General features: G+C 63.8%; 19 protein-coding genes and 1 pseudogene. 4 read left to right on the top strand and 16 right to left on the bottom strand.

Annotated elements, in window-relative coordinates:
- Positions 1–82: 82 nt before the first annotated feature.
- From SSPSH_RS11900 to SSPSH_RS11865, 8 genes are all read right to left on the bottom strand, one after another.
- The gene (locus SSPSH_RS11900; RefSeq protein ID WP_006914874.1) at positions 83–799 is read right to left on the bottom strand and encodes an esterase/lipase family protein; all 717 of its coding nucleotides are present in this window, start codon (positions 797–799) and stop codon (positions 83–85) included.
- Between the two features lie 98 nt (positions 800–897).
- Positions 898–1,113, bottom strand: a complete 216-nt coding sequence (locus tag SSPSH_RS11895; protein WP_006914875.1) for a TIGR02450 family Trp-rich protein — start codon at positions 1,111–1,113, stop codon at positions 898–900.
- A gap of 9 nt (positions 1,114–1,122) precedes the next feature.
- Positions 1,123–2,559, bottom strand: coding sequence for an MATE family efflux transporter (locus SSPSH_RS11890; protein ID WP_202962166.1), 1,437 nt, complete (start codon positions 2,557–2,559; stop codon positions 1,123–1,125).
- Between the two features lie 245 nt (positions 2,560–2,804).
- Complete coding sequence (locus SSPSH_RS11885; protein ID WP_021031742.1) at positions 2,805–3,884, bottom strand: GGDEF domain-containing protein; 1,080 nt, start codon at positions 3,882–3,884, stop codon at positions 2,805–2,807.
- A gap of 65 nt (positions 3,885–3,949) precedes the next feature.
- On the bottom strand, positions 3,950–5,434 hold the full coding sequence (locus SSPSH_RS11880; RefSeq protein WP_006914878.1) for a vWA domain-containing protein: 1,485 nt from the start codon (positions 5,432–5,434) through the stop codon (positions 3,950–3,952).
- Positions 5,435–5,436: 2 nt separating this feature from the next.
- A complete protein-coding gene (locus tag SSPSH_RS11875) occupies positions 5,437–6,390 on the bottom strand; it encodes an AAA family ATPase (RefSeq protein WP_021031741.1) in 954 nt (317 codons plus the stop codon).
- A gap of 73 nt (positions 6,391–6,463) precedes the next feature.
- Entirely contained in the window at positions 6,464–7,210 is a 747-nt protein-coding gene (locus tag SSPSH_RS11870; protein WP_006914880.1) for a PP2C family serine/threonine-protein phosphatase, read from the bottom strand.
- Positions 7,211–7,219: 9 nt separating this feature from the next.
- Entirely contained in the window at positions 7,220–7,903 is a 684-nt protein-coding gene (locus SSPSH_RS11865) for a vWA domain-containing protein (RefSeq protein ID WP_006914881.1), read from the bottom strand.
- A 127-nt stretch (positions 7,904–8,030) separates the two neighbouring features.
- Here SSPSH_RS11865 and SSPSH_RS17995 point away from each other — a divergent pair, with 127 nt between their 5' ends.
- A complete protein-coding gene (locus SSPSH_RS17995) occupies positions 8,031–10,136 on the top strand; it encodes a hypothetical protein (protein ID WP_006914882.1) in 2,106 nt (701 codons plus the stop codon).
- Between the two features lie 82 nt (positions 10,137–10,218).
- On the opposite strand, the gene SSPSH_RS11855 is transcribed toward SSPSH_RS17995, so the two are convergent.
- The gene (locus SSPSH_RS11855) at positions 10,219–11,169 is read right to left on the bottom strand and encodes a hypothetical protein (RefSeq protein WP_021031739.1); all 951 of its coding nucleotides are present in this window, start codon (positions 11,167–11,169) and stop codon (positions 10,219–10,221) included.
- Positions 11,170–11,511: 342 nt separating this feature from the next.
- A complete protein-coding gene (locus SSPSH_RS19710; protein ID WP_006914886.1) occupies positions 11,512–11,640 on the bottom strand; it encodes a hypothetical protein in 129 nt (42 codons plus the stop codon).
- Between the two features lie 1,055 nt (positions 11,641–12,695).
- Here SSPSH_RS19710 and SSPSH_RS11845 point away from each other — a divergent pair.
- Both SSPSH_RS11845 and SSPSH_RS11840 read left to right on the top strand, forming a co-directional pair.
- On the top strand, positions 12,696–13,142 hold the full coding sequence (locus SSPSH_RS11845) for a DUF3015 family protein (protein WP_275450713.1): 447 nt from the start codon (positions 12,696–12,698) through the stop codon (positions 13,140–13,142).
- A gap of 62 nt (positions 13,143–13,204) precedes the next feature.
- Positions 13,205–15,094: an Lnb N-terminal periplasmic domain-containing protein gene (locus SSPSH_RS11840; RefSeq protein ID WP_006914889.1), complete on the top strand. Its 1,890-nt coding sequence runs from the start codon at positions 13,205–13,207 to the stop codon at positions 15,092–15,094.
- A 57-nt stretch (positions 15,095–15,151) separates the two neighbouring features.
- Here SSPSH_RS11840 and SSPSH_RS11835 read toward each other — a convergent pair whose 3' ends face one another.
- From SSPSH_RS11835 to SSPSH_RS11810, 6 genes and pseudogenes are all read right to left on the bottom strand, one after another.
- Positions 15,152–16,048, bottom strand: coding sequence for an EamA family transporter (locus tag SSPSH_RS11835; protein WP_006914890.1), 897 nt, complete (start codon positions 16,046–16,048; stop codon positions 15,152–15,154).
- A 168-nt stretch (positions 16,049–16,216) separates the two neighbouring features.
- Positions 16,217–18,025: a methyl-accepting chemotaxis protein gene (locus SSPSH_RS11830; protein ID WP_006914891.1), complete on the bottom strand. Its 1,809-nt coding sequence runs from the start codon at positions 18,023–18,025 to the stop codon at positions 16,217–16,219.
- A 289-nt stretch (positions 18,026–18,314) separates the two neighbouring features.
- A pseudogene (locus tag SSPSH_RS11825) lies at positions 18,315–19,060 on the bottom strand (SDR family NAD(P)-dependent oxidoreductase).
- A gap of 121 nt (positions 19,061–19,181) precedes the next feature.
- Entirely contained in the window at positions 19,182–20,105 is a 924-nt protein-coding gene (locus SSPSH_RS11820; RefSeq protein ID WP_006914894.1) for a hydroxymethylglutaryl-CoA lyase, read from the bottom strand.
- The gene (locus SSPSH_RS11815; RefSeq protein ID WP_006914895.1) at positions 20,102–21,352 is read right to left on the bottom strand and encodes a CaiB/BaiF CoA transferase family protein; all 1,251 of its coding nucleotides are present in this window, start codon (positions 21,350–21,352) and stop codon (positions 20,102–20,104) included. The genes SSPSH_RS11820 and SSPSH_RS11815 overlap by 4 nt, the downstream gene beginning before the upstream one ends.
- Before the next feature lie 117 nt (positions 21,353–21,469).
- A complete protein-coding gene (locus tag SSPSH_RS11810; protein ID WP_021031737.1) occupies positions 21,470–22,375 on the bottom strand; it encodes a LysR substrate-binding domain-containing protein in 906 nt (301 codons plus the stop codon).
- Positions 22,376–22,585: 210 nt separating this feature from the next.
- On the opposite strand from SSPSH_RS11810, the gene SSPSH_RS11805 reads away from it, so the two are divergent.
- Positions 22,586–22,873, top strand: coding sequence for a hypothetical protein (locus SSPSH_RS11805; RefSeq protein WP_006914897.1), 288 nt, complete (start codon positions 22,586–22,588; stop codon positions 22,871–22,873).
- Positions 22,874–22,876: the final 3 nt, after the last annotated feature.

The raw sequence follows: 22,876 nt of genomic DNA, 5'->3' as shown, positions 1-22,876 counted from the left end.
TACACCAGAAATGAGCGTAGCTCCTCGGGGCGCGGCCTGGCCGGCAGCACGGTGGACGTTCGGGTCTGAGTCGAACGCGCCGCTATGCATCCAGCAGCGCCGGCAGCCGGCGTAGCACCTGTTTGGAAAACCCCAGCCCGACATGGGTGCCAGTCACGCGGATGTGCTGAACGTCGTCGCTGAAGCGATCGATACAGGCCTGCCAGGCGACCACGCCGTCGGCTTCGCTATAGATCGCGCGGACCGGCCGCTGGATAGGGTTGGCGTAGCGTTCCAGCGTGGCGGCTTCGAGCGCGTCGGCCGACAAGCCGCGGCGTTCGTAAAGGCGATTCACGCTCGTATACTTCGGCCCGCCGACCACCGGGCTGCCGATGGTCACGACACGACGTACGAGGTGGGGATACTCGCGGGTGACTTCGCGTGCAATATAGCCGCCCAGGCTCCAGCCGACCAGCGATAGCGGCTCGCCTGTGCGCTCGACGAGCATCTGCAGGCGTTCGATCACGCGCGGGGCGAGCCGTTCGACGTTGCCGTGGTTCTTGCCCTGGCCCCAGTCCCAGGTGCGAAAGCCGCAGCGGCGCAGGTAACGACGGATCAACCACATCGAGCCGGGGCCGGCGCCGAGCCCCGGCAGCAACATGACCGGCCGATTGTCGCCGTCGATATCACGCGGCAAGCGTTTGTATGTGGCCGGGTCGAAGGCCAGGCGCGCCGGTGTGAGCAGTTCGCTGATCAGCAGCCGTCGTGGCGGCGGAGCCATGCGATTGCCGTAGCGGCGCTGGAACTCATCGGTATTCATGGGCCGGGCTGCACGCTGTGGAATGTCTGCCCTCAAGTGTAACCACTGATACCGCGTGCCTGTGAGGCCGGGGCACCGCGTCGGTGCCATCGACACCGCTATTGCCAGCCGATCCGCCAGATATCGTCGTTCTTGAGCTCACGCCAGGCGAGCGTGATCCGGCGCCGGGTGAGTACGGCCTCGAGCACGGCCTGGGCGACGTTCTCGTTGTCGTCGCGCAGCAGATCGACCACGATGAAGTGTTTTTCGCCGGCCTCGGGTCGGGCCGCGGTCCACTTGCTGTGCTGCAGCTTGTCCGGATTGATCGTATTCATGCAGCGCTTTTACGTGTCGCGGGCGGCGCTCGACGCATTCACGGGCCGGCGGCTGAAAAGCGGCGCAGTTGCGAGGTACGGACCAGTCGCCGGCCGAGCAGGGCGGCGGCCACACTCAGCCCGGCAATCAGGCCGATCCAGTAGCCGTAGACGCCCAGGCCCTCGAAAAGACCCGCTCACACCACGCCCGAGCAGATTGCCCAGACCGACGCCCACGCCCCAATAGGACAGCAGCGTCACCACCATGATGATGCGCGTGTCCTTGTAGCCGCGTAGGGCGCCGGCAATACTCACCTGCAGCGCGTCGGAGAACTGATAGAGCGTGGCGATCAGAAGCAACTCGATCGCGAGCCGTTGAACGGCGTCATTGCTGGTATACAGCGATACCGCAAACGGCCCGGCGAAAACCAGAATCAGGTCGATCACGAAGGCGGCCGCCAGCGCACAGAGCACGCCGTTGAACGCCACAAAACGTGCGTGACGCAGTTTGCCGCGCCCGAGCGCCTGGCCGACACGCACGGTCAGCGCCATGCCCAGCGACAGCGGCACCATGAACAACACCGAGCTGAAGTTCAGCGCCACGGTATGTGCAGCAATCACGATTTCGCCGTAGCCGGCGAGGAACAACGCGATGAGCGTGAATAGCGACACTTCGGCAAAGATCGCTACACCCACGGGCAGGCCAACACGCAGCAGTTCGGCAATCGGTGCCAGCGACGGCCCGGAGAAGGCGGCGCCAAAGCGGGCGCGGTTATAGGCAGGCGCCAGCTTGGTGTAGAGCAGCATGGCCAAAAACATCGACCACATGGATAACGCCGTGGCGATGCCGCAGCCTGCCGCGCCGCGCGCCGGTATGGCCTGCAACACCTCGGGCACGCCCGCGCCGAACAGGGATACCAGTCCGTCGCCGCCGAATATCAGGACATAGTTGGCGACCACATTGACCGCCAGGCCGAGCAGTGCGAACTGCAACGAGGCGCGCGTATGGCCCATGCCGTCGGAATAGAAGCGCAGCGTTTCATACAGCGCGATCGCTGGCAGCCCGAAGGCCACGCCGGCCAGGTAGCGCATGGCCAGGGGCGATACGTCTTCGGGTACCGACATGAAAGCAAACAGCGGCTTGGCCAGTTCACGAATCCCCAGCGCACAGGCCAGCCCCAGCACGGCAGCGACCCACAGCGCCTGGTGCACGGCTGGGCGGATCTGACCAAACCGGCGTGCGCCCACGTGTTGGGCCACGATGGGTGTCAGGCCCATGAGCGTGCCGATCATGAACAGCACCAGCGGCAGCCACAGGCTGGAGCCGATGGATACTGCGGCCAGATCGGTGGCACTGGCGTGGCCGGTCATCGCGACATCGACCGTGCCCATGCCGACCTGAGCGAGCTGCGCGCCGACGATCGGCAGCGCCAATCGAATCAGTCGCGCGCTTTCGATGCGGCGCAATCTGGCGTGTCGGATCGTGAACAAAACAGCCCATCCCGGCGGTACGAATCGTGCCCGCGGCTCGACTCCAAGCCGAACACACGGGGCGCGATTCTAGCCTAGCGTGGACCTTGCGCGTCGCACGCGCCGTGCAGCGACTGCGATGAACGGGATCGGTCTGGCCATGTGCGGGGCGGAACGGGTGCGCTCGCCCCGGCGCGAACCGATGGGTCCGATGAGCGCGCTGCTGTTATCGCCCAGCGGGGTCAAGCGGCCACGACCCGGTCGCGTCCCGCGCTTTTGCCTTGGTAAAGCCGCCTATCGGCGCGTGCAAGCAGACTTTGCAGATCGTCTTTCGCGCTGTCGAGTTCGGCGACGCCGAGCGTCGCCGTGACCGAAATTCGGTGACCGTTGTGTTCGCTGTGGGCCTGCGCGATCGCATGGCGAAGGCGTTCCGCGGTGCGTTGCGCTTCTTTGATCTCGGTGCGAGGCAACATGAGCGCAAACTCTTCGCCACCGAGCCGGCAGGCCAGATCGCTTTCGCGCAGGGTGCTTGTCAGGCATTCGGCGAATGCAATCAGCACCTTGTCTCCGGTCTCATGGCCGTATCGATCATTGACCTGTTTGAAGTGATCGAGGTCGATCAGCACGATTGCGAGCGGCGTTCCGTATCGTCTTGCCTGGGCACGCTGACGCTGGAAGGCTTCAGCCATGCCCGCTCGGTTGCACTGACCGGTGAGCGGATCACGCAGTGCAAGCGCGCGCAGGCGGTCTTCGGCTTGCTCACGGGTGACCTCGTAGGCATGCGACAACCCGAAGATACACGCCGCGCAGAGAACGACGTTGGCGATCGCGGCCACCGCATACAAATCGCCCGTTTCCGTGATCTTGAAGCCGAAGATCGCCAGCGCGATGCTCAGAAAAATGGTGGTGAACCAGAAGCCGGTACGCCGGCCGAGCAGCAGATAGGAAATGACCGGAATGAGTATCGGCCACACGAACACGGTGGGTTCGGCGCGCCGGTACCAGCAGGCGAACATCATGGTGGTACAGAACGGAATCAGATAGGCGAGTATCCAGCGATTGAGATCAAGCACGCGTTCGCGGGTCACGTACAGCAGCATGCACGCGTAGCCCGCCATGGCGATTTCGGCCACGGCCACCGGATAATTGCCGACCGTCGTGTTGACGCAGGCAGAGAAGACGCCGCAGCCGATCGTGAGCCACAGCAAGGCTCGCAGAACGATCCTGCGATGCGGCGCGCTCGAAGACAGCAGTGTTAGATCGCCTTTCCCGAGCGATGCCGTTCGAAATGTATCGTCGTCTGCCGCCCGTCTCGGTATCACGCCGCGCGCTCTCGTGCCCAAAAACCCCCGGCAGAGTTATATCGCACGGCGTGGGCTGGGCGCTGTCAGCGTACGTGCCGCAACAAATCCGAGACGACGCGTTCGAGCTGTGCCAGCGAGCCACATTCGTTGACCTGGTGGCAATGTGCGCGGTAACGGCTCATCACCGAATCCCCTGTATCCCAGGCCACGCACGGTTCCGGGTTGAGCCAGATGACGCGCTTGGCACGGTCGTAGATCTTGCGCAGTAGGTCGGTACGCGCTTCGCCCTCGTTGTTACGGGCGTCGCCGAGGATGAGTACGGTCGAGCGCCGGTCTACGTCGTCCAGTGCGAGGCGCTCGAAATCGGCCAGCGCATGGCCGTAGTCGGTACTGCCCTGGCCGTGCGCGGCCAGGGTGCGCGCCATGGCCTCGTCGAGATCGTGTTGCTTGAACAGATCGGTGACTTCGGCCATATCCGAACAGAAGGCGAAGGCCCGCACCTTGGGCAGCACGTCGCCCAGGCTGTAGAGGAACATGAGCATGAAGCGCGCATATAGCGCGACCGAGCCGGACACATCGCAGATCGCGAACACGCGCGGGCGTTCGACCTGTTTCGAGCGCCAGGCCAGCTCGATGAGCGTGCCGTCGTGGCGCATATTGCGCCGAACCGTACGTGCCACGTCGAGTTGGCCGCGTTGTTTTACCCGGCGTTTGCGCGAATGCGCGGCGATGAGCTGACGGGCCATGCGCTCGATCGCGCGGCGCATGAGCGCATCGTCGCGGCGCGATATCGCTGCCAGACGTGCCTTGTAGAGCATGCGCTCACGCAGGCGTTCGCCCTGGGCATCGGCATGCAACACGAACTGACGCTCGACATGATCGCGTACATGAGCGCGTAGCTGTTCATAGCGACGGCGCAGTTCGGCGCCGAGTGCCCGGTCGCCGGCTGCGCTGTCGGCTTCACGCGCAAGAATTTCGTCCATCAACGCGCTGCGGCCCATGCTGTCGAGAATACGGCGGGTATATAAACCCTGCTGGGTGAAGACCTTGATGTCTTCGAGTGCATGCGCGCGTGCGGCTTGTGAAATCGCCACCGCCAGCGCGGTGCGATCGTCGGCCATGAGCTGGCGGCCGAGTGGCGAGCTTGCTGAGCCGAATGATGGGCCGGGTATGGAGGCGCCCGTTTGCGGCTGCGTATCGTCATTGGCGGCCGTATTCGGTTCATCGACGGCTTCGCCGCCGGTGCCACCGCCGCCGCCGCCCCGGCCTTCGCCAGGCGCGATTTGTTGTTCGAGTTCGGCTTCGTCTTGTGCCGTGTCTTCAACCGTGGTGTTCGGCGCTACGCCGCTGAAATCGTCGAACCGAAAGAACTGCTCGAAACAGGCATCGAAGGCCTCGGCCTCGTCGGCGCTTTTGGCCAGCACGGCAGCCAGGGCGTCCTTGAGCTGGCCGCGTTCATGCCAGCCGATCATTTCAGCCGCCCGAAACGCATCCAGTGTTTCCGCCGTGGAGACACGCACATCGGCCGATCGCAAGGCGCGCACGAAGTCGGTAAGCGTGCGCTGCACGGCTAGCCGTTGACTCGGCGCAAGAGCGTGGGCAATTGCGACGACACCGCTTCGACATCGTCTTCGAACTTGAGCAGCACGTTGAGCGTGTCGCGGACCCAGGCTTCGTCGAGCGTGTCGACATTGAGCAGCAGCAGGGTACGTGCCCAATCGATCGTTTCGCTGATCGCCGGGGGCTTGCGCAAGTCCATTTCGCGCAGGCCCTGTACGAAAGCTACCAGCTGGCGACGCAGCGCGGCGGTGATCTCGGGCACGCGGGTTTCGATGATCTGTTGTTCCAGCGCGGGTTCGGGGAAGGGGATATACAGATGCAGGCAGCGGCGCTTGAGCGCGTCCGATACATCGCGCGTGTTGTTGGAGGTCAGGAATACGATCGGCGGCGTGCCGGCAGCACGGATGGTGCCGATTTCGGGCACGGTGACCTGATAGTCCGAGAGCATTTCCAGCAGCAGGGCTTCGAACTCTTCGTCCGATTTATCGATTTCGTCGAGCAGCAGCACGCTGCCCTGCGGCTCGCGCAGGGCCTTGAGCAACGGCCGGGCTTCCAGGAAATCCTCGGAGAAGAAGATATCGTCGTAGCCATGCAGGCGCTCCACCGACTCGCGCAGCCCGCGCGCGCCGCCGAGCGCATCATCGATCTTGTCCTTGAGTACCTGGATATAGAGCAGCTGTTTGCCGTATTTCCATTCATAGAGCGCCTTGGCCTCGTCCAGGCCTTCATAGCACTGCAGGCGGATCAGCGGCAGTTCGAGCATGGCCGCCACGGTCTTGGCCAGTTCAGTCTTGCCGACCCCGGGCGGGCCTTCGACGAGCACCGGCTTTTGTAGATGGACTGCCAAATAGACCACGGTCGCGATTCGACTCGAGCCGATATAACGATGCCGGGCGAGCGCTTCGCTGACGGCATCGACACGGGTCAGGGTTTCGGCAGGCGATAGAACAGGCGAGTCGGCCACGACGGCTCCGAGGGAAAACACAGGCAGGCCGCCATCATAGCGATGTCGGGCGTGTCGGCCAGCGGTGTCGTGTTCAGGCCGGCGGGGCGAGCGCGATCAGCAGGGTCTTGTCGTCGCCGGTGATGCCATGCGTGCGTGCGTCGGCCAGGGTGGCCTGCAGCGCTTCGTTGCCGGGTGTTTCGTCGCTGCTGCGCAGAAAGCGCGCGACCGGGTCGAAAAACGGGGCATAGACCTGCCGGCCACCCTTGTCCATGACGAACCCCATGGCGCCGTCGGACATGAGCAGCACGCTCTCGCAGCCGCTTTCGACCGGCGTCATGCGTAGATGCGTGGTCCAGTCGCGGCCGGTGAGAAAGAAGGTTTCGTTCGCGTATTCACCGTTTTCCGGGGCGGAAACCGTGTCGCCGCTGGCCAAGCGCGCCACGCCCAGCCCGTCGCCGATATGGAACAGCCAGCCGCCGTGGGCGCCCATCCAGGCACCAACCACGGTACAGGCATAGTCCTTGAGCGCGTGCGATTCGGCCACGGCACGTCGCGCGAGGCGATTGCGGGCGCCGGCCAGCGCCCAGGCGACACGATCCCGTGCGACCTCGGCGGTGAGTGTTTCCGGCGGTGTGATCGCATCGGCGAGTACATCGACTACCTGGGCGCACACCAGGCGGGCGCCGATATCGCTATACGCGGCCGAACCGGCACCGTCGCAGACCACGCCCACGAAACCGGACTCGGTACGGCGATAGGCGTGGGCGTCCTGGCAGGGTAGATCGCCTGCGATATGCGATGCGCCGATCGCCGACGCGCCGAATAGCTGCCAACTCACCGGGGCGGCCTAGACCTGAACCGACGACCAGCTATCGGTCGGCGGCAGCTGGACACGATCGCCGGCCTGGGACTGGGACACGGTCTGCAGGCTGGTGCTCAACCACAGGAACAGTTCCTTGAAATGCAGGCCGGCCAGTTGTTTCACCCCGGCCACGCCACGGCTGGAAAACGCGCCCAACGTTTCCGCATTGGAGCCGTTGCCGACAGCGATGGGAAAGACGGCGACCTTCTGGTCGGTTTCGGCCTGGCAGCATTCGGCTGCACTCTGCTCCCAGGCATCGGTGGGCAGGCCGTCGCTCATGACGAACAGCCAGGGCCGGGTATAGGCAATACCGGACTCCTTGTAGCGCGCTTTCTCGTCTTCGATCTCGGCGAGCGCAATCTCCACGCCCTGACCGGTCGGCGTAGTGCCGTTTGCTTCGAGTGTCGGCGCGGTGAAGTCCATGGCGTCGCACCAGTCGCCGACGATGGTGGCTTCGTCGAAATCGCCCAGGGTGACGATGAGAATACGCACGCGCTTGGCGGCAATGACGTCGTTCTTGAGTTCCTGTTCGAGCAGCTGCAGGCCTTCGTTGAGCTGTTCGATCGGCGCGCCGCCCATGCTGCCGGAGCGATCCAGCACCAGCACCAGCGGGGTGCGTTGTTCGGTGTTGTCGACCAGGGCCACGTCCGGGATCGCGTTATCGCTCATGGCATGCTTCCTGTTGATTTGGCATAAGTTTAGCGCCAATCCGCGGATAGCGCCCGTGTACGCAGCGTCACCGTAGCGGCGCTATACTCCCGCGTTCGCTGGCAGGCGCGCACCGACGTTCGGCGCAATGGACAGAGCCATTGAATGGCAGCAGGGCAAGACTTCGTTGGAGGCGCGACGGATGCCGCGCGGTGATCGCCAGGGCCATCGCGTACGTGTCGGCGCGCGCTCGATGGCGCTGGGGGCGTCGATCAAGAGCGGCGGTGCCGGCACGATCTATCGTCTGCCGGATGCGCCCGACCAGGTCGCCAAGATCTATCACCCGCATATCGAGCGCGGCGAATATGCGCACAAAATCGAGGCCATGCTCGAACTCGCGCCGCGTCTGCCGGCACGTGAGTTTCGCGGCGAAACCGTTACCCAGATCGCTTGGCCACAGGACAAGATCTTTGATCGCGGCAGTCGCTTCATCGGCTTTGCCATGCCGCTGTTGGACATGGGCTCGACCGAAGAGCTCGAGCTCATGTTGCAGGCACGCCAGGCCCGTGCCGCCGGGCTGAACCCTACGCTCGGGGTAAAGATGACGCTGGCCGCGAATCTGGCCAGCGTCATTTCGTCGCTACACCGCCAGAAGCATTATCTGGTCGATCTCAAGCCGGTGAATCTGCGGTTCTATCGCGACTCGCTGTATATCGCGCTGCTCGATTGCGACGGGTTTTCCGTTCAGGGGCGCAGCCGGCGTTTTCCGGCCGAACAATTCACCCCGGACTATCTCGCGCCGGAATTTCAGGGGCGTGGCGTCAAGCCCGGCAAGGGCCGCGAGCAGGATCTGTTCGCGCTTGCGGTGATCGTATTCCGGCTGCTGAATTTCGGTATTCATCCGTTTACCGGCAAGCCGGCCGATGACCGGGTGCCGACCGATATTCCGGCACGAATTCGCGGGTGGCTCTATGCCTACGGCCGCCAGCCGCACCCGCAACTTGCGCCGAGCCCCGTTAGTGCACACGAGGCGATGCCGCGCGAGCTGCGTGATTTGTTCGATCGCGCCTTTGCATCGACTGATCGCCCGAGCGCAGCCGCCTGGGCGGACGCGCTGTCGGTCTATGCCCGGCGCGACTCGGGGCGGATCGTGGTCTGTTCGAAGGACGACGCGCACCAGCATTTCGCCGGCCAGCCTTGTGGCGAATGTGCACGCGAACGGGTGTTGGCCTCGTCGCGTCGCAGCGCGGGCGCGCGTCGTAAAAGACGTGAACGCCAGCAGCAGAAAGTGCGCCAGCGTGTGCGTCAACGCACTGCGGCCCGCGTTCGCGCCGCACGTCATACGACAAGAAGGCGCGGCAGCGCCCAGGCCGGCGGCGTTCAGGCGACGCCGGCGACCGCGGCCATCACGAAGGCATCGGCAGATCAGGCCCGCGCCGTTGCGGCCACGGTTGTGTTTTTGCTCGTCGTGCTGGTGGGTGCATTGACGTTACGCGGTTGTGCGCAGCCCCCGGCGCCGAAATCCCAGGCGCGCAGTGCCGCGTCGTCACCCAGTACAAACGAAGCAGGGCAGCGGCCGCCGGCTGATTCGACGGCGCCGCCGACCGTAGCAAGGCCGGCGCCCGAGTCAGCACCTGGCGACAGCGAGCTCAAGGCAGACATCGACAAGACCGTGGCGGCGGTGAACAGCGGCGATCGCGAGGTCTTTAGGGCGCGCGTCGGGGCCTTGCACCGGCAAGCGATGCGGCACCGGGGCCCTCGGCGGTCAAGCCTGCGGGCTTACCGAGATCTGATGATGGATGCGCATGTCATGCCAAAGGAGGGCCGCAAGACGGGCGACACGCGGGAACGGCTAGAAGCACGTGTCGAAGGCCTGAAGTCGATCGTCGACGACGACCCCTATGCCGGGGTGGTTGCGGCCGAAGCCGCCAAATGGATGCTGTTGCTTCGAGAGCTCGACACGGCGCAGCACTATTATCGGCATGCCCTCTGGGCCGATCCGACCACGGCCCAGGCCTGGTATGGCCTGGGCGTGACGTATACGAACAGCGACCCGGAACGCGCGGCGGCGCTGATGGCCATGGCGTACGTCGTGGCCGACGAAATGGACGGCTTGCAGATGCGCATGCTCGCAGCGGTCTATCGCTTGGTGGGCATGGCGAGTGCCGGCGGCGGCGATACGTCGGTTGGCGAGCTCGATCAGCGGGCGCGCACGCTAGTCGAGACTCTGACAGGTGAGTCCGTAACGCAATGAGCGTAGCCACGCTGCGGCCTGCATGCCGCAGCCGCTTGGATACGAAGCCAGAAAACGGGGCCAGCCAGGTCCTGTTGTTCGATCACCGAGCGTGCTGGGGTGTCTCGGCTGCCGGTAGCGTCCAGCGCCTGTCGATTGTGATGTCGCCGGGTTTCACGACTTCGACACTGGCAGGTTGCCCGGCGATTCGCAGGTAGCGCCCGTCGACGAGAAACGGCGCGAGACGGTCGTTGGCCGGCTGGTAATCCCAGAAGTTGTCGAACTGGGCCGGCAGTACACTCAGGGGCTGACCATCGGCGTCCATAAAACGATAACGTCCGAGCAGCACGCCAACCGGCATGGCCGGGTCCGGCTGTTGGCCGGTCAAGCGTTCCAGGTCGATCAGCCATGGGCGGTCGCCCAGGTCGTAATTGGCTGTCTGCCACTGGCCGGTACGGCAACGCAGCCCCAGTTCGACCGCACCCTCGGTATTGGCCGGGCCGCCGTCGTTCGCGATCAGTCGCCAGAGCAGGGTGTCCAGCATCTGGCGGTCGACGCCATCCCCGAACGTCGGGTATTCCTGGCGTATCACCTGCCGGCGTGCGGCCACCGGTTTGCCGTTCGGCGTCGTGGCCGAGAGGGTGCACAGCGCGCTCTGTTCGGGCGAGAGCGCGAAGATCGGCGCGCCGCTGTCCATGGCAAGCGGCTTGAGTTTGTCATCGGCCATGGCACGCACTTGCTGCTCGCCGCGGAGTTCGCTGAAAAGCCTCGACGGCACGAAATTCAGCGGGATATGCACGCCCGGGCCGATATCCAGCGCGTTGTAGCGCGCCTTGTATGGAATGAATCGCACCGCCTTGCTAAAGGCCGGCTGGTCGGCCAGCACCCGGACTGCGACCGTTACGGCACGAGCCTTGGGATCGATGTGCAGTGGCAGCAAACGGGCGCTGCCGTTGCCGAGGATCGTGGCGAACAGATCGCGTTCGCCTGGCCGGACCCAGTCGGGCCATAGGCCGTTGTTGCGTTCGGCGACATGCTCGATACCCAGCGGCAAGCGCCGATTGCTCGTGTGCAGGTTGCCGGTATGCGTATCGGGCGCCGTTTTCGTATAGCCGCCGGCCAGCTCGAGATCGATGGCGCGATCATTGGCGTCGCGCGGTGTCAGGTCGCGGTATGCCAGCCGCCCGAAGCGTGAACGCTGGTCTTCCCACAGGGCATGGTCGAAATCCAGCTCGACACCCCAGGCTGTGTCTGCCCTGAAACCGCCAACCGCGGTAGGGAAAACCTCGCCTTCGGCCAGCGGCTCGGGTGCGTGTGGGTCGTCCTCGTCGAGGGCGACGGCCGTGGTTGGGCTCGTATTGAACGTTGTGTAAACCTGGCCTTCCGACCGTGAATCTTAGCGCGGCGCGTCGTAGTGGTGGCGCAGCGACTGTGCGTGCCAGTCTGTCGGCGCCAGCGTGATGAGCTGGCGCACCGGCTCTTGTCGGCCGCCCATGGACGCGCTGCTTTCGTAGACCGCGGCCATCCGCTCGATCCAGCCGTTGTGGCGATCGATGACCAGATGCCCGGCCAGATGGTCGCCGTCGACCGAGGGGCGAGCGATACGAAGACGCGTTCAGGCGTAACCGCCATCACGGTGAGTACAGCCGCCGGCAGGCCGGCGATGTTATCCAGCGTTTGCGTGCTGCCTGGCGTGGCATCCAGTCCGGCAAACACGCCGGGCGCCACGAACTGGCGCGGTAGCAGCCGGGCCATATCTTCGTCGCGATCGCGCAGGGCCGAGACGGTGGCCGGGTCCGCTGATCGGAGCCAGCGCTGCGTATTCTCGGCATCGCCGTCAATTTCGAAGCCGGCCGCGAGCATGTCGCGTACCTGCGGTGAGCGCTCGCCCGCCCAGGAACTGCAGTAGTTCCGGCTGCCTCTTTGGCCGGTCACACAAAGATTGAGTGGTGTGACCGTGATGGGGCGTTCGCGATCGCCCACGGCATAGCGCACCAGCCCTTCGGTTTCCACAACCACGTCGTCCGGCGTGGTGGCGCCGCGCATCTGGAATTCGGCGCGCGAGAATAGACGGTACGTGTGGGCCTCGCCTTTCGCGGGCGCAAACGAGACCTGTGTTTGCGAGGTGCAGCCTGCCAGCATCCATATCGACAGGACGAAAAAAGACAGGAAACCGTATCGACGCAGGTGGCAGGTACTTGGAAGGCAGACAGGGGTGGCAAAGAATAACGAGCCATACGTGAATCGCAAGCACATGTTTTTAAAGACTCGGCATGAGTCATTACGTTTGCTGGCGGCCTTTCCTTCTTATTGAAACCGGCATGCCGGGCATAGAGAAGAAGGCGTGGCCTCGGCGTGATCGGCCGCATTCAGCCAAGGCAAAACGGCTTTTGAGGCGATTTGCACAGGGCAGGGCATACGCGCTCAGAGAGTGCTTTACGACGCTATGAACTGCGGATAAAGTCCATGACGGGGGTTGACTATTTAAAAAGTCAAAAAAAGAGGGTTAAACAATGAAATGGACTGGTCTTTTTGTCGCTGTCATGGCGCTGGGGGGGTGCCGCCTCGTTCTCGTCGCCGGTGCAAGCGCGTGAATTTGCGGATATTTATACCGATTGTGGTTTGGGCGCGATGATCGCGCCGCGTAACGATGCGGTTGCTGCGGTCACCAATGTCACCTGGGATTCCGGCACGACGGCAATCTCTTCTAATATTTCGTCACCGGATAGTTGCCAGGGCGGCCTTGAGCAGACCGCTTCGCTGATCTACAACACCTATCCGAGCCTTGAGCGTGAAATTGCGGCAGGTCAGGGCGAGAATCTCGACGCCCTCATGACGCTTGCGGGCTGTCCTTCTGTCGATCGCGGTGGGTTGGTACACGCGCTACGCGAAAGTTTCGCTACGGAAGTCGGGGCCGAGGCCTATAGCCAGCGTAGCCGTGTAGAGAAATCAGGTCGTCTGTACAGCGTGTTTCATGACACGTTGTCGAACCAGCCTGCTGGACAGAGCTGCGCCGTCGTCGGCTAAAGCTCGGATTCAATCAAGCCCCCGCTCGAATCGCCCGGTTCACGCCGGGCGATTTTCTGTCTATGTCGCGTTTTTTATCGTTCCGGCCCTTGCTTGGCCTGATTGTCTTGCTCGCGTTCTCCGCTGCCGTGGGCGCGCAGCCACAAGCGAACGCCGGCCCGCGCGAGCGCGCAATCAACGCCGCGCTCATCGCCGATCTGGATCGCCGGCCCACCTGGCGGCGATTGCTTCATATACCGCCGGGCCGTGAAGAAAGCGAGATTCAGTCGCCGGATTTCTTTCTTGCGCCGGACGGCGCACACGATTCGCGTGCTGAACTCAGGGCCACAGTGGCCGGGTGGTTCGACACATCCGCTGCGATCGACGAGCGGCCACGCTGTCGTTTCCCGGCGCGTTATCACTGGCTGCAGTCGCGGCTCGCGTTGCCACCTGCCCCCGACGGCGATGCTGCTTGTCGTCGTTTCGAGCGGTGGGCAGGGCTTGAGGATTTCACTTCGGTGAGCGTGCTCATGGTCAGTGGTTATCTGGGCAACCCGGCGTCGTCGTTCGGCCATAGTCTGATGACGTTCGATCACGGCGATGCGGCCGACCACAACGCATTGCTGGACATGAGTTTTAGCTTTGGTGCGTTGGTGCCCGAACAGGAAAACATGCTGGCCTACATGATCCGCGGTTTTGGCGGCGGCTATGAAGCCGGCTTTTCCGACAAACTCTATTACGCAGAGGACCAGGTCTACTCGCATACCGAATTTCGCGACATCTGGCGCTATCGTCTCGACCTCACGGCAGAGCAGCGCTATATGGTCGCCGCGCATATGTACGAAATTGCGGCAAAGAAATTTCGTTATTTCTTTCTGACCAAGAACTGCACGTACCGTATGGCCGAACTGCTGACTTTGGCGACCGGGCACGACTTCACGCCTGAAGCACGGCTTTGGTATGTACCGATCGAACTCTTTTATACCTTGAGCGATACGCGGCTCGACGGCCGGCCGCTTGTCGACAGGATCGACTATGTGCCGTCCAGTCAGCGACGAGTCTATGCGCAGTTCTCCGCGCTGGATGGTGGCGAAGCCCAGGCGGTTAACGCGGTAATCGTCGCGCCGGATACAGCGCTTGCTAACGCCTTCGGTGCGTGGCCCGAGCCGCGTCAGCAGGCAATGCTCGATACGCTGCTGGCATATTACGAATACCGCGAGGCAGCAGCACGGGATGAATCTGCTACCGGCCTGGAACAGGCCAAGCGGCGGGCACTGGCGTATCGCTTGCGTCTGCCGGTGCGCGAGAGTCGCGTTGCGTTACCGCCGACGGTAGCACCGCCGTCGAAGGCCCATCGTACGCTGCTTACCGGGGCCGGGGTGACTGCCAGCGATGCCGCAGCACGTTCGGCTTTGTATTGGGCACCGTACTATCGCGATGATCTGTCGAGCCTTTCGCCCAGTGTAAAGGCGCTGGTGGTCGGTGATACGCAAATCAGCATGGGTAACGGCAACGGTCCACGTCTCGACCGGCTCGATTTCGTACGGCTGCGCCAGTTGCGTATCAACGCCGCCGATATCGCAGGCGAAAGCACCCTGTCGTGGCAACTGCAGGCGAGTATTGATCGCGACCCGCTGGCTGGTGATCGATTGGGGCCTCATGGGGCTGGCGGTATCGGGCGCGCCTGGGCTGTTGGTACGCAGACCGTTGGCTATGCGCTGATGAGCAGTACTGCGCGCGCGAACGAGGCTGAATGGGTCACGGGGCCCGAGGCGGGCATGGTTTGGCGCGGCGCCCGGCTGAAAGCCGCCGCGCAGCTCCACTACGGCTACGATCCGTTCGCTGGCGAAACGCGTACGACAATGGCCGCGCGCGTGGCGTTGCCAATCGAGCGCGATCTCGATGTGCGTTTTGAACTGAGCAGCAATTTCGATGCGTATAGCGCCGGCCTGAATATCAATCGCTACTGGTGATGGAAAACGCCTTTGTGGTTACGCTCCCGCTAAGGGCGGCGCGCCTGACATTCTGCGTCAGTTGGGATAGGGCGAGTCGATCGCCTGGGCGCTGCGACCGGTCAGGGTGGTGCCCACCGAGGCGACAACGATCGCGGCGATCGCCAGCCATTGCAGCAACCCGAGGGCCTGGCCGAGGAAAAGCAGACCGGACAGCGCCCCGAAAGCCGGTTCCAGACTCATGAGCGTGCCGAACGTCTGTGTTGGCAGTCGGGGCAGGGCGACCATTTCCAGCGTGTAGGGCAGCGCGGTGGACAGAATAGCCACGCCGAGTGCGATGAGCAGCAGCTGCAAGTCAAACGCGTCGGCTGCGATATCCACCAGCCCGATCGGTGCAATCACGACGGCCGCGATGGTGATGCCCCAGACCGCGCTTTGCATGCCGTTGACGGCACCTGCCTTCTGGCCGAACAGGATATAAGCCGCCCAGCAGGCGCCCGCGCCTAGCGCGCACAGCACCCCGTATATATTGAGCGTGCTCGTGTCACTGTCGTGGTCGAGGCTCAGCAGTACGGCGAGGCCTGTGATCGCGATCCCGACCCAGAGCAGATCGAGTCGACTTTTCGATGACCACAGCGCAACGCTCAAAGGACCGGTGAATTCGAGCGCCACGGCGATTCCGAGCGGGATATGGTCGATCGCCTGATAGAGCAGGAAGTTCATGGCGCCAAGCGCGATGCCGTACGTGGCGAGATTGCCCCAGTCGCGTCGTGCCACCCGCCAGCGCCAGGGCCGAAATATGATCCACAGTAAGGCGGCGGCGATGATCAAACGCAGCGATGTCGCCGTCGCGGGCCCGACGGCCGGAAAGAGAACGGTCGCAAGCGATGCGCCGGCCTGGATACAAGCCATGGCGATCAGCAACAGGCCGATCGGCAGCAGACGGGACAGGGCGAACGAACGGCTCAATAACATCGACAACTCGTGCTGAAACGCGCGACCCGTGGCCGGCTCGCTGCGCCTCGACATCTAACCGGCGCGCGGGTGAGCCGCGCAGTGTGCCGTCTCGTGTATCGGTTGTCAGGTGCAGTTGTCTAACACCGGGACGGGCTATGCAGGCAGGGGCCCATGCCGGTGCTGCGTTCAGGCCATGGCAGGTTCGTTCGGCTCGGCTGATGGGTAGCGCTCGTGGCGCGGTGTCGGTGCGGCCGAAGGGCACGCCGCCGCAACCATGCGAGGCGCGGCGGCGGGTTGGACGACCATCGGGCTGTGATCGATACGGAAGATATCGACGCTGCGCCCGAGCTCGCTCGCCTGGCTGCTTACCGATTGCGCAGAAGCCGCCGATTGTTCCACCAAGGCTGCGTTCTGCTGGGTCATCTGATCCATACGCGAAACCGCGACGCCGATTTCTTCGATACCGGTGCGCTGTTCTTCGGCGGCAAGGGAAACCTGCTGCATCATCGTGCTGACTTCGCGGATCGAATCCACGATGTCCTGCATGGTTTCGCGGGTCCGCCCGACCTGGGTGGTGCCGGCGTCGACGCGCGTGCTCGATGCCTCGATCAAGCTCTTGATCTCGCCTGCGGATTTGGCCGTGCGGCTGGATAGCGTGCGGACCTCGTCTGCCACCACGGCAAAGCCGCGGCCGTGTTCGCCGGCGCGGGCGGCTTCGACCGCTGCGTTGAGTGCGAGCAGATTGGTCTGGAACGCGATGTCGTCGATGATGCCCACGATTGCGTGAATCTGCGTCGACGAGTCGGCGATCTGGGTCATGGTTTCGACTACGGTGTCGATTTCCTGGCCGCCACGTTCGGCGGTGTTCGCCGCTTGTCGGGCCAGTTCCGACGCGGACTGCGCGCTGGTCGCGCTGCGGCTGACGTTGGCGGTGATTTCTTCCATGCTGCTCGCGGTCTGTTCGAGGGCGGCGGCCTGTTCTTCGGTTCGGTTGGAAAGATCGGCGTTGCCGGCCGCAATTTCGGCTGTCGCGGGGGCCACGACGGCGATGCCGGTTTTCACGTCCTGAACGATCTTCACCAGACTGCACCGCATCACGTTAAGTGAACTCATCAGTCGGCCGACTTCGTCGTTGCGTCGTGTTTCGATTTCGGCCGTGAGATTGCCGGCAGCAATCTGGCGGCTGAGCGCGAGCGCGGCGTTGAGCGGGCGCATGATGCGACGGCCGAGTACGATGCCCCAGGCGAGAAGCATGACGCCGAATACAGCCGCGACTGAAACCATGGTCAGCATCATGCTCTCGAACAAGGCTTCCGTGCGCGTTTCGATCCGGGTTATCGACTCGGGTATGGGGGCACCGAGCGCGGACAGCGCGGCTTCACTTTGTTCGCCCAGTTCCAGTGCCATCGCATGCAGTGTCTTCAACTCTTGCGAGCAAAGTACGCCCATGGCGACGATGCCGAGCAAGGCCACCACGGTCATGAGAGCCAGCCTGAACCCGAACGATACGTTACGCAGGCGCGACAGACGGCCCTTGAGAGAATGTTCGTGAATGACGCCGTTGACCAGGTGGGCGCGTGGCCTTTCGCCGTTTCTCAAACGCGTATAGACGCGCTCCGCCTGGGCTTTTTCCGCTTCGGTCGCGCCGCGGCGCACCGAGGCATAACCCACTGCTTTGCCCTGCTGAATAATGGGCATGACGGTTGCATGGACCCAGTAGAAATCGCCGTTCTTGCGTCGGTTCTTGACGATTCCGGTCCAGGTCTCGCCGGCACGGATGGTCTGCCAGAAGTTCGCGAATGCTTCGGGCGGCATGTCCGGGTGCCGGATGAGGTTGTGCGGCTCGCCTACGAGTTCGTTCCAGGCGAACCCGCTGACTTCGATGAAGGCAGGGTTGGCAAAGACGATATGGCTGTCTAGATCGGTTTGCGAGATCAGATACTGTTGTTCGCCAATCAGATATTCGTTCGACGTCACCGGCGCGTTGTAGCGCATATCCACCCCTGAAGTGTTTTGTAAGGCGGGCGTGCCCGCGAGAGCGATGCTTCAGGGGTATTACGGCTGTCTGTTCATTCTCCTTGAACGTATCTGCCATCACCGGGTCGGTAATGGTAATTACACGATATTATCGGGAATCGTATGCGCGCATTGCATGGCTTGGTAATTTTTATTACTCAGTGCTGCGGTAGAACGGAACGCGGACGATTAGATGCCGAAATTGCAATGTTTTTGCGCTTTTGATTGCATTTTGCGACGCCGTGCTGCGGTCGCTGGCTTCTCGTGGCTAGCGCAACAACTGCCCGCCGTCGACCGTCAGGGTCTGGCCTGTGATCCAGCTGGCACGGGCGCTGGCCAGAAACACCGCGGCATCGGCGATTTCCTCGGGCCGGCCGAAACGGCCGAACGCGATCGTGGCGCGTGTGCGTTCGTAGAGGTCTGGTGTTTCGATTCGTCGCTTGTCCCACAGCCCGCCGGGGAAATCGATCGAACCGGGCGCAATGGCGTTGACGCGGATACCGTCGGCCGCCATCTCGGACGCCTGTGACTGGGTGTACTGGATCAATGCTGCCTTGATCGCGCCATAGGCGGCAGTACGTGCCGAGGCCGCCTGGCCGGCGATGGATGCGATATGAATGACGCTGGCCTGCTCGCTATCTATAAGCCAGGGTCGAGCCGCTCGGGTAGCGCGTACCGTGCCCAGCAAATCGACATCGATTGCAGCGGCCCAGCCTTGTTCGCTATCACCCGCGCCGAACCCGGAGGCGTTGTTGACCAGGATGTCGATACCGCCGAGTGCCTCGGCCGCGCCCTTGATATAGCCTTCGATAGCGTCGGCATCGCCCACATCGCAGTGGCGGTATGCACGGTCGTACCGTGTACCGCGAGGTTTGCGCGCGCCTGCTCCAGCGCATCGGCGCTGCGCCCGCAGATCGAGACATCTACGCCTTCGCTTGCCAGCGCCTGGGCAATCGCGAGTCCGATACCGCGGCTGCCGCCGGTGATCACCGCACGGCGGTCGCTAAGGTTCATATCCACGTTGCGTTTCTCCGGTATCGAAATCGTGCGAGCGCCGCGCGCCGAACAGGGCGCGGCGGTGTCGTTGGAGCCGCTACGTTAGCGCATGGTGGCGCGACATGGCTGCGGCCAGCGATCAGCCGATAGCGTCCGGCAGCGGGTAGCGGCGCTGGGATGTGCCGGCCTTGACGACCTGGCCGGGCACGTCGTGGCCCACGAGCGTCGGCAACTGCTCGGCCACCCCGAGCAGACGCTCGAGATCGACGCCGGTGTGCACGCCCATCTGTTCGAACATATGCACCAGATCCTCGGTACAGACATTGCCGCTCGCGCCGGGCGCGAACGGGCAGCCGCCGAGGCCGCCCAGTGCCGCATCGAAGCGCATTACGCCGACTTCATAGCCGGCAAACGCATTGGCCAGGCCCATGCCGCGGGTGTTGTGCAGGTGCAAGGTGAGCGCCATATCGGGATAACGACTGAGCGCCTCGGCGCACAGCGACGCCACCTGGCGTGGGTTGGCCATGCCGGTGGTATCGCAGAGTGTGACGCCTTGAATACCGCGCGCCTGCGCGCGTGCGACGATTTCCAGTACGCGCTCGGGGCGGACCTCGCCTTCGAACGGGCAGCCGAAAGCGGTCGATATCGAGGCGTTGATAAACACGTTGTGGCCGTCGGCAAGCGCCACCATATGTTCGAAGCGTTCCAGTGACTGGTTGGCCGTCATACGCAGGTTGGCCCGGCCGTGGCTGTCGCTGGCCGACATCACGAAATTGAGTTCGTCGGTGCCGCAGGCCAGCGCCCGCTCCACACCTTTTTCGTTGGGAATCAGGGCCACATAATCCACGCCCGGTTGGCGCTGAATGCCGGTCATCACTTCGGCCGCATCAGCCAGATTGGGAATCGCCTTGGGCGAGGTGAACGATGTCGCCTCGATCTTGGCAAAGCCCAACGGCGAGAGGTCGTCGATAAGCGCGATCTTGGCGGCCGTCGGCACGAAGTCACGTTCGATCTGGAAACCGTCGCGTGGCGCGACCTCGTTGATGAAAACACGCGCGCTCATGATGTCGTCCCCGGCTGGCTGTCTTCGTAGAGTATGCCGGCTTCGCGCAGCCTGGCTTGCGTATCGCGGTCGATCCCCAACTCGTCGAGCACATCCTGGGTATGCGCGCCCAGGCGTGGCCCGCCGCCGCCTATTCGGCCCGGGGTCCGTGACAATCGTGGCAACACGGCGGGCACCTTGAGTTCGTTGCCGTCGTCGGTGGTGATGGTTTCCAGCATTCGGCGCGCGGCGTAGTGTGGATCTTCGACGATATCCTTGGCGTTGTAAGGACGCCCGCAGGGCACGCGCGCGGCTTCCAGCGTTTCCAGCACGTCGGCGCGCTTGCGTTCGCGGGTCCAGTCATTGATCGCGGTGTCGATACGCGCGGCCTGGGCGCTGCGGCCGTCGTTATGTTCGAGATTCGGGTCGGCGGCGAGATCGTCGCGGCCGATCGCCTGCATGAGACGCTTGAAGATGGAGTCGCCGTTGCCGGCGATCAGCACTTCGGTGCCGTCGGCGCAGCGATACGCGTTCGACGGCGTAATGCCGGGCAGGGCGCTGCCGCTGGGTTCGCGGATCACGCCGGCGCCGTCGTATTCGGGAATCAGCGATTCCATCATCGCGAAAACGGATTCATAGAGCGCGACATCGATGTACTGGCCCTTGCCGCTGCGCTGGCGTTCCTGAAGGGCGAGCAGGGCGCCGATCACCCCGTACAGCGCCGACAGCGAATCGCCGATCGAAACACCCACGCGCACCGACGATTCGCCCGGGTGACCCGACAGATAGCGCAGCCCGCCCATGGCTTCGCCGATCACGCCAAAGCCGGGCAGGTCGCGATACGGGCCGGTCTGGCCGTAGCCGGAAATGCGCACCATGATCAGCGCCGGGTTGATGGCGGACAGCGCCTCCCAGCCCAGGCCCCATTTTTCCAGCCGGCCGGGGCTGAAGTTCTCGACCACGATATCGGCCTCGGCGACCAGTCGTTTGACGATGTCCTGGCCTTGTTCGGATTTCAGATCGAGCGAAACGGAGCGCTTATTGCGGGTCTGGACATGCCACCACAGTGACGTGTCGCCGCGCATCACGCGCCAGCGCCGCAGCGGGTCGCCGGTGCCCGGCGGTTCGATCTTGATCACGTCGGCGCCGAATTCGCCCAGCAGTTTGGTGGCGAAGGGGCCGGCGATGAGCTGGCCGAGTTCCAGTACCTTCAGCCCTTCGAGGGCCATCGGCTGGGGGGCGCGGGTGGCAGAGTCGGCACGGGTCATGGTCTCGATCCTGAATGGCGGGCCGTGGAATAGTTCGACGTCGAGCCTAGGCAGCTGCCGGGCGCGCGACAATCATCGAATTGCGCATTCAGGTTTCGCGGTTGGCGTAGGCGCCGTTCAGGTTGGCGGACCGTGTGCGGTGTCCCGGATGAGGTGATCGACCATTTCGCGGGCGATCACGGACAGTGCGTCGTAGTCGCGTACGCCGAGATGAAGCATGCGTTGTGCCCAGGCGTCGGTGAGCTCGACCGCTGTCAGCGGCAGTCCGCTGAGATGGGTCACGGCCTTGACCGGCAGCACGCCCACGCCCATGTCGTGGGCGATCATGCGGCAGATGCCCTCGAAGCTGCGCACCTGAATTCGCATGCGCAGCGGTGTGCCGCTCTCCCGCGCGGCCTTGGCCACCAGCCCGTACAGCGAGGCATCGTGCTGCAGGCCGATGAAATCGTAGTCCAGCGCCTCGATCAGCGATACACGTTCGCGTGCGGCGAGCGCGTGATCGTTGGGCACGACCAGCACCAGCCGGTCCTCGCGGTAGTCGAAGACTTGCAGCCCCTCGACGGTCGGCGTATTGGCGAAAATGCCGATATCCGTGAGGCCTTCGCGCACCGCGTGGATGGCCTCGGTGCTGACATGCTCTTGCAGGTCGATCTTGATTTCCGGGTGTTCGCGCGCGAACAGCGCCAGGTCCTCGGGCAGGAATTCGATGATGGCGGACGTGTTGGCATGGATACGCACATGACCGCGCACCCCGCGGCTGTACTCGCTGAGTTCGGCCTGCAGACTCTCCATGTCGGCCAGCACCGTTCGGGCATGGTGCAGCAGGGCGTCGCCGGCCGGCGTGAGCTCCACGCCGCGCGGGCGTCGGTAGAGCAACGCCGTGTCCAGCTGTGCTTCGAGATCGCGCACGCGCTTGCTCACCGCGGCCAGTGCCATGTGCTCGCGCGTTGCCGCGCCGGTGAGGCTGGCCGCGTCGGCGATGGACACGAACAGCCGCAGGCTGACCAGATCGAGACGCTTCATCGACACCGTGCGGCGCCCGAGGTTTCGTGTTTCACGAAGTCACCCTTTCAGATTGCTTGATTGTCGCCCGGCGTCGGCGCCGGTCATGCTGCGCACGCGGGGCGACGGCACAAGCATGACAGCGCGACCGATGCAACAGGTCAAGCCGCACCCGCATGGCGCGCCGCGGGCACGAGCGCGCCGTGCCGACGTCGAAGCAGGAGGAGCAACGTGAAACGCAAGTCGAAAGAGCCGGTGAAAAGCCCGCTCGTCTGGATCGTTTTCGTCGTGGTGTTTGCCGCGATCAATCCCTGGTATTTCCCGGCCGGTTCGTTCGAGCCGCTGATCTGGGGCGTGCCGTACTGGGCCTGGATCATTCTCGCCGCGTCGCTCGCGCTGTCGGTGTTCGTGACCTGGGTCGTGTGCTGCCAGTGGGACATGGGCGCCGATGACGACATCGGTGACGACCGTGGCCAATACCATGGCCAAGATCGCGGCCAAGACCATGGGGAGGGCTGATCG

Source organism: Salinisphaera shabanensis E1L3A (assembly GCF_000215955.2).
GTDB lineage: Bacteria > Pseudomonadota > Gammaproteobacteria > Nevskiales > Salinisphaeraceae > Salinisphaera > Salinisphaera shabanensis.
Note: the sequence above shows the minus strand (reverse complement) of the source record. Positions and strands in the feature narration are given on the sequence as shown.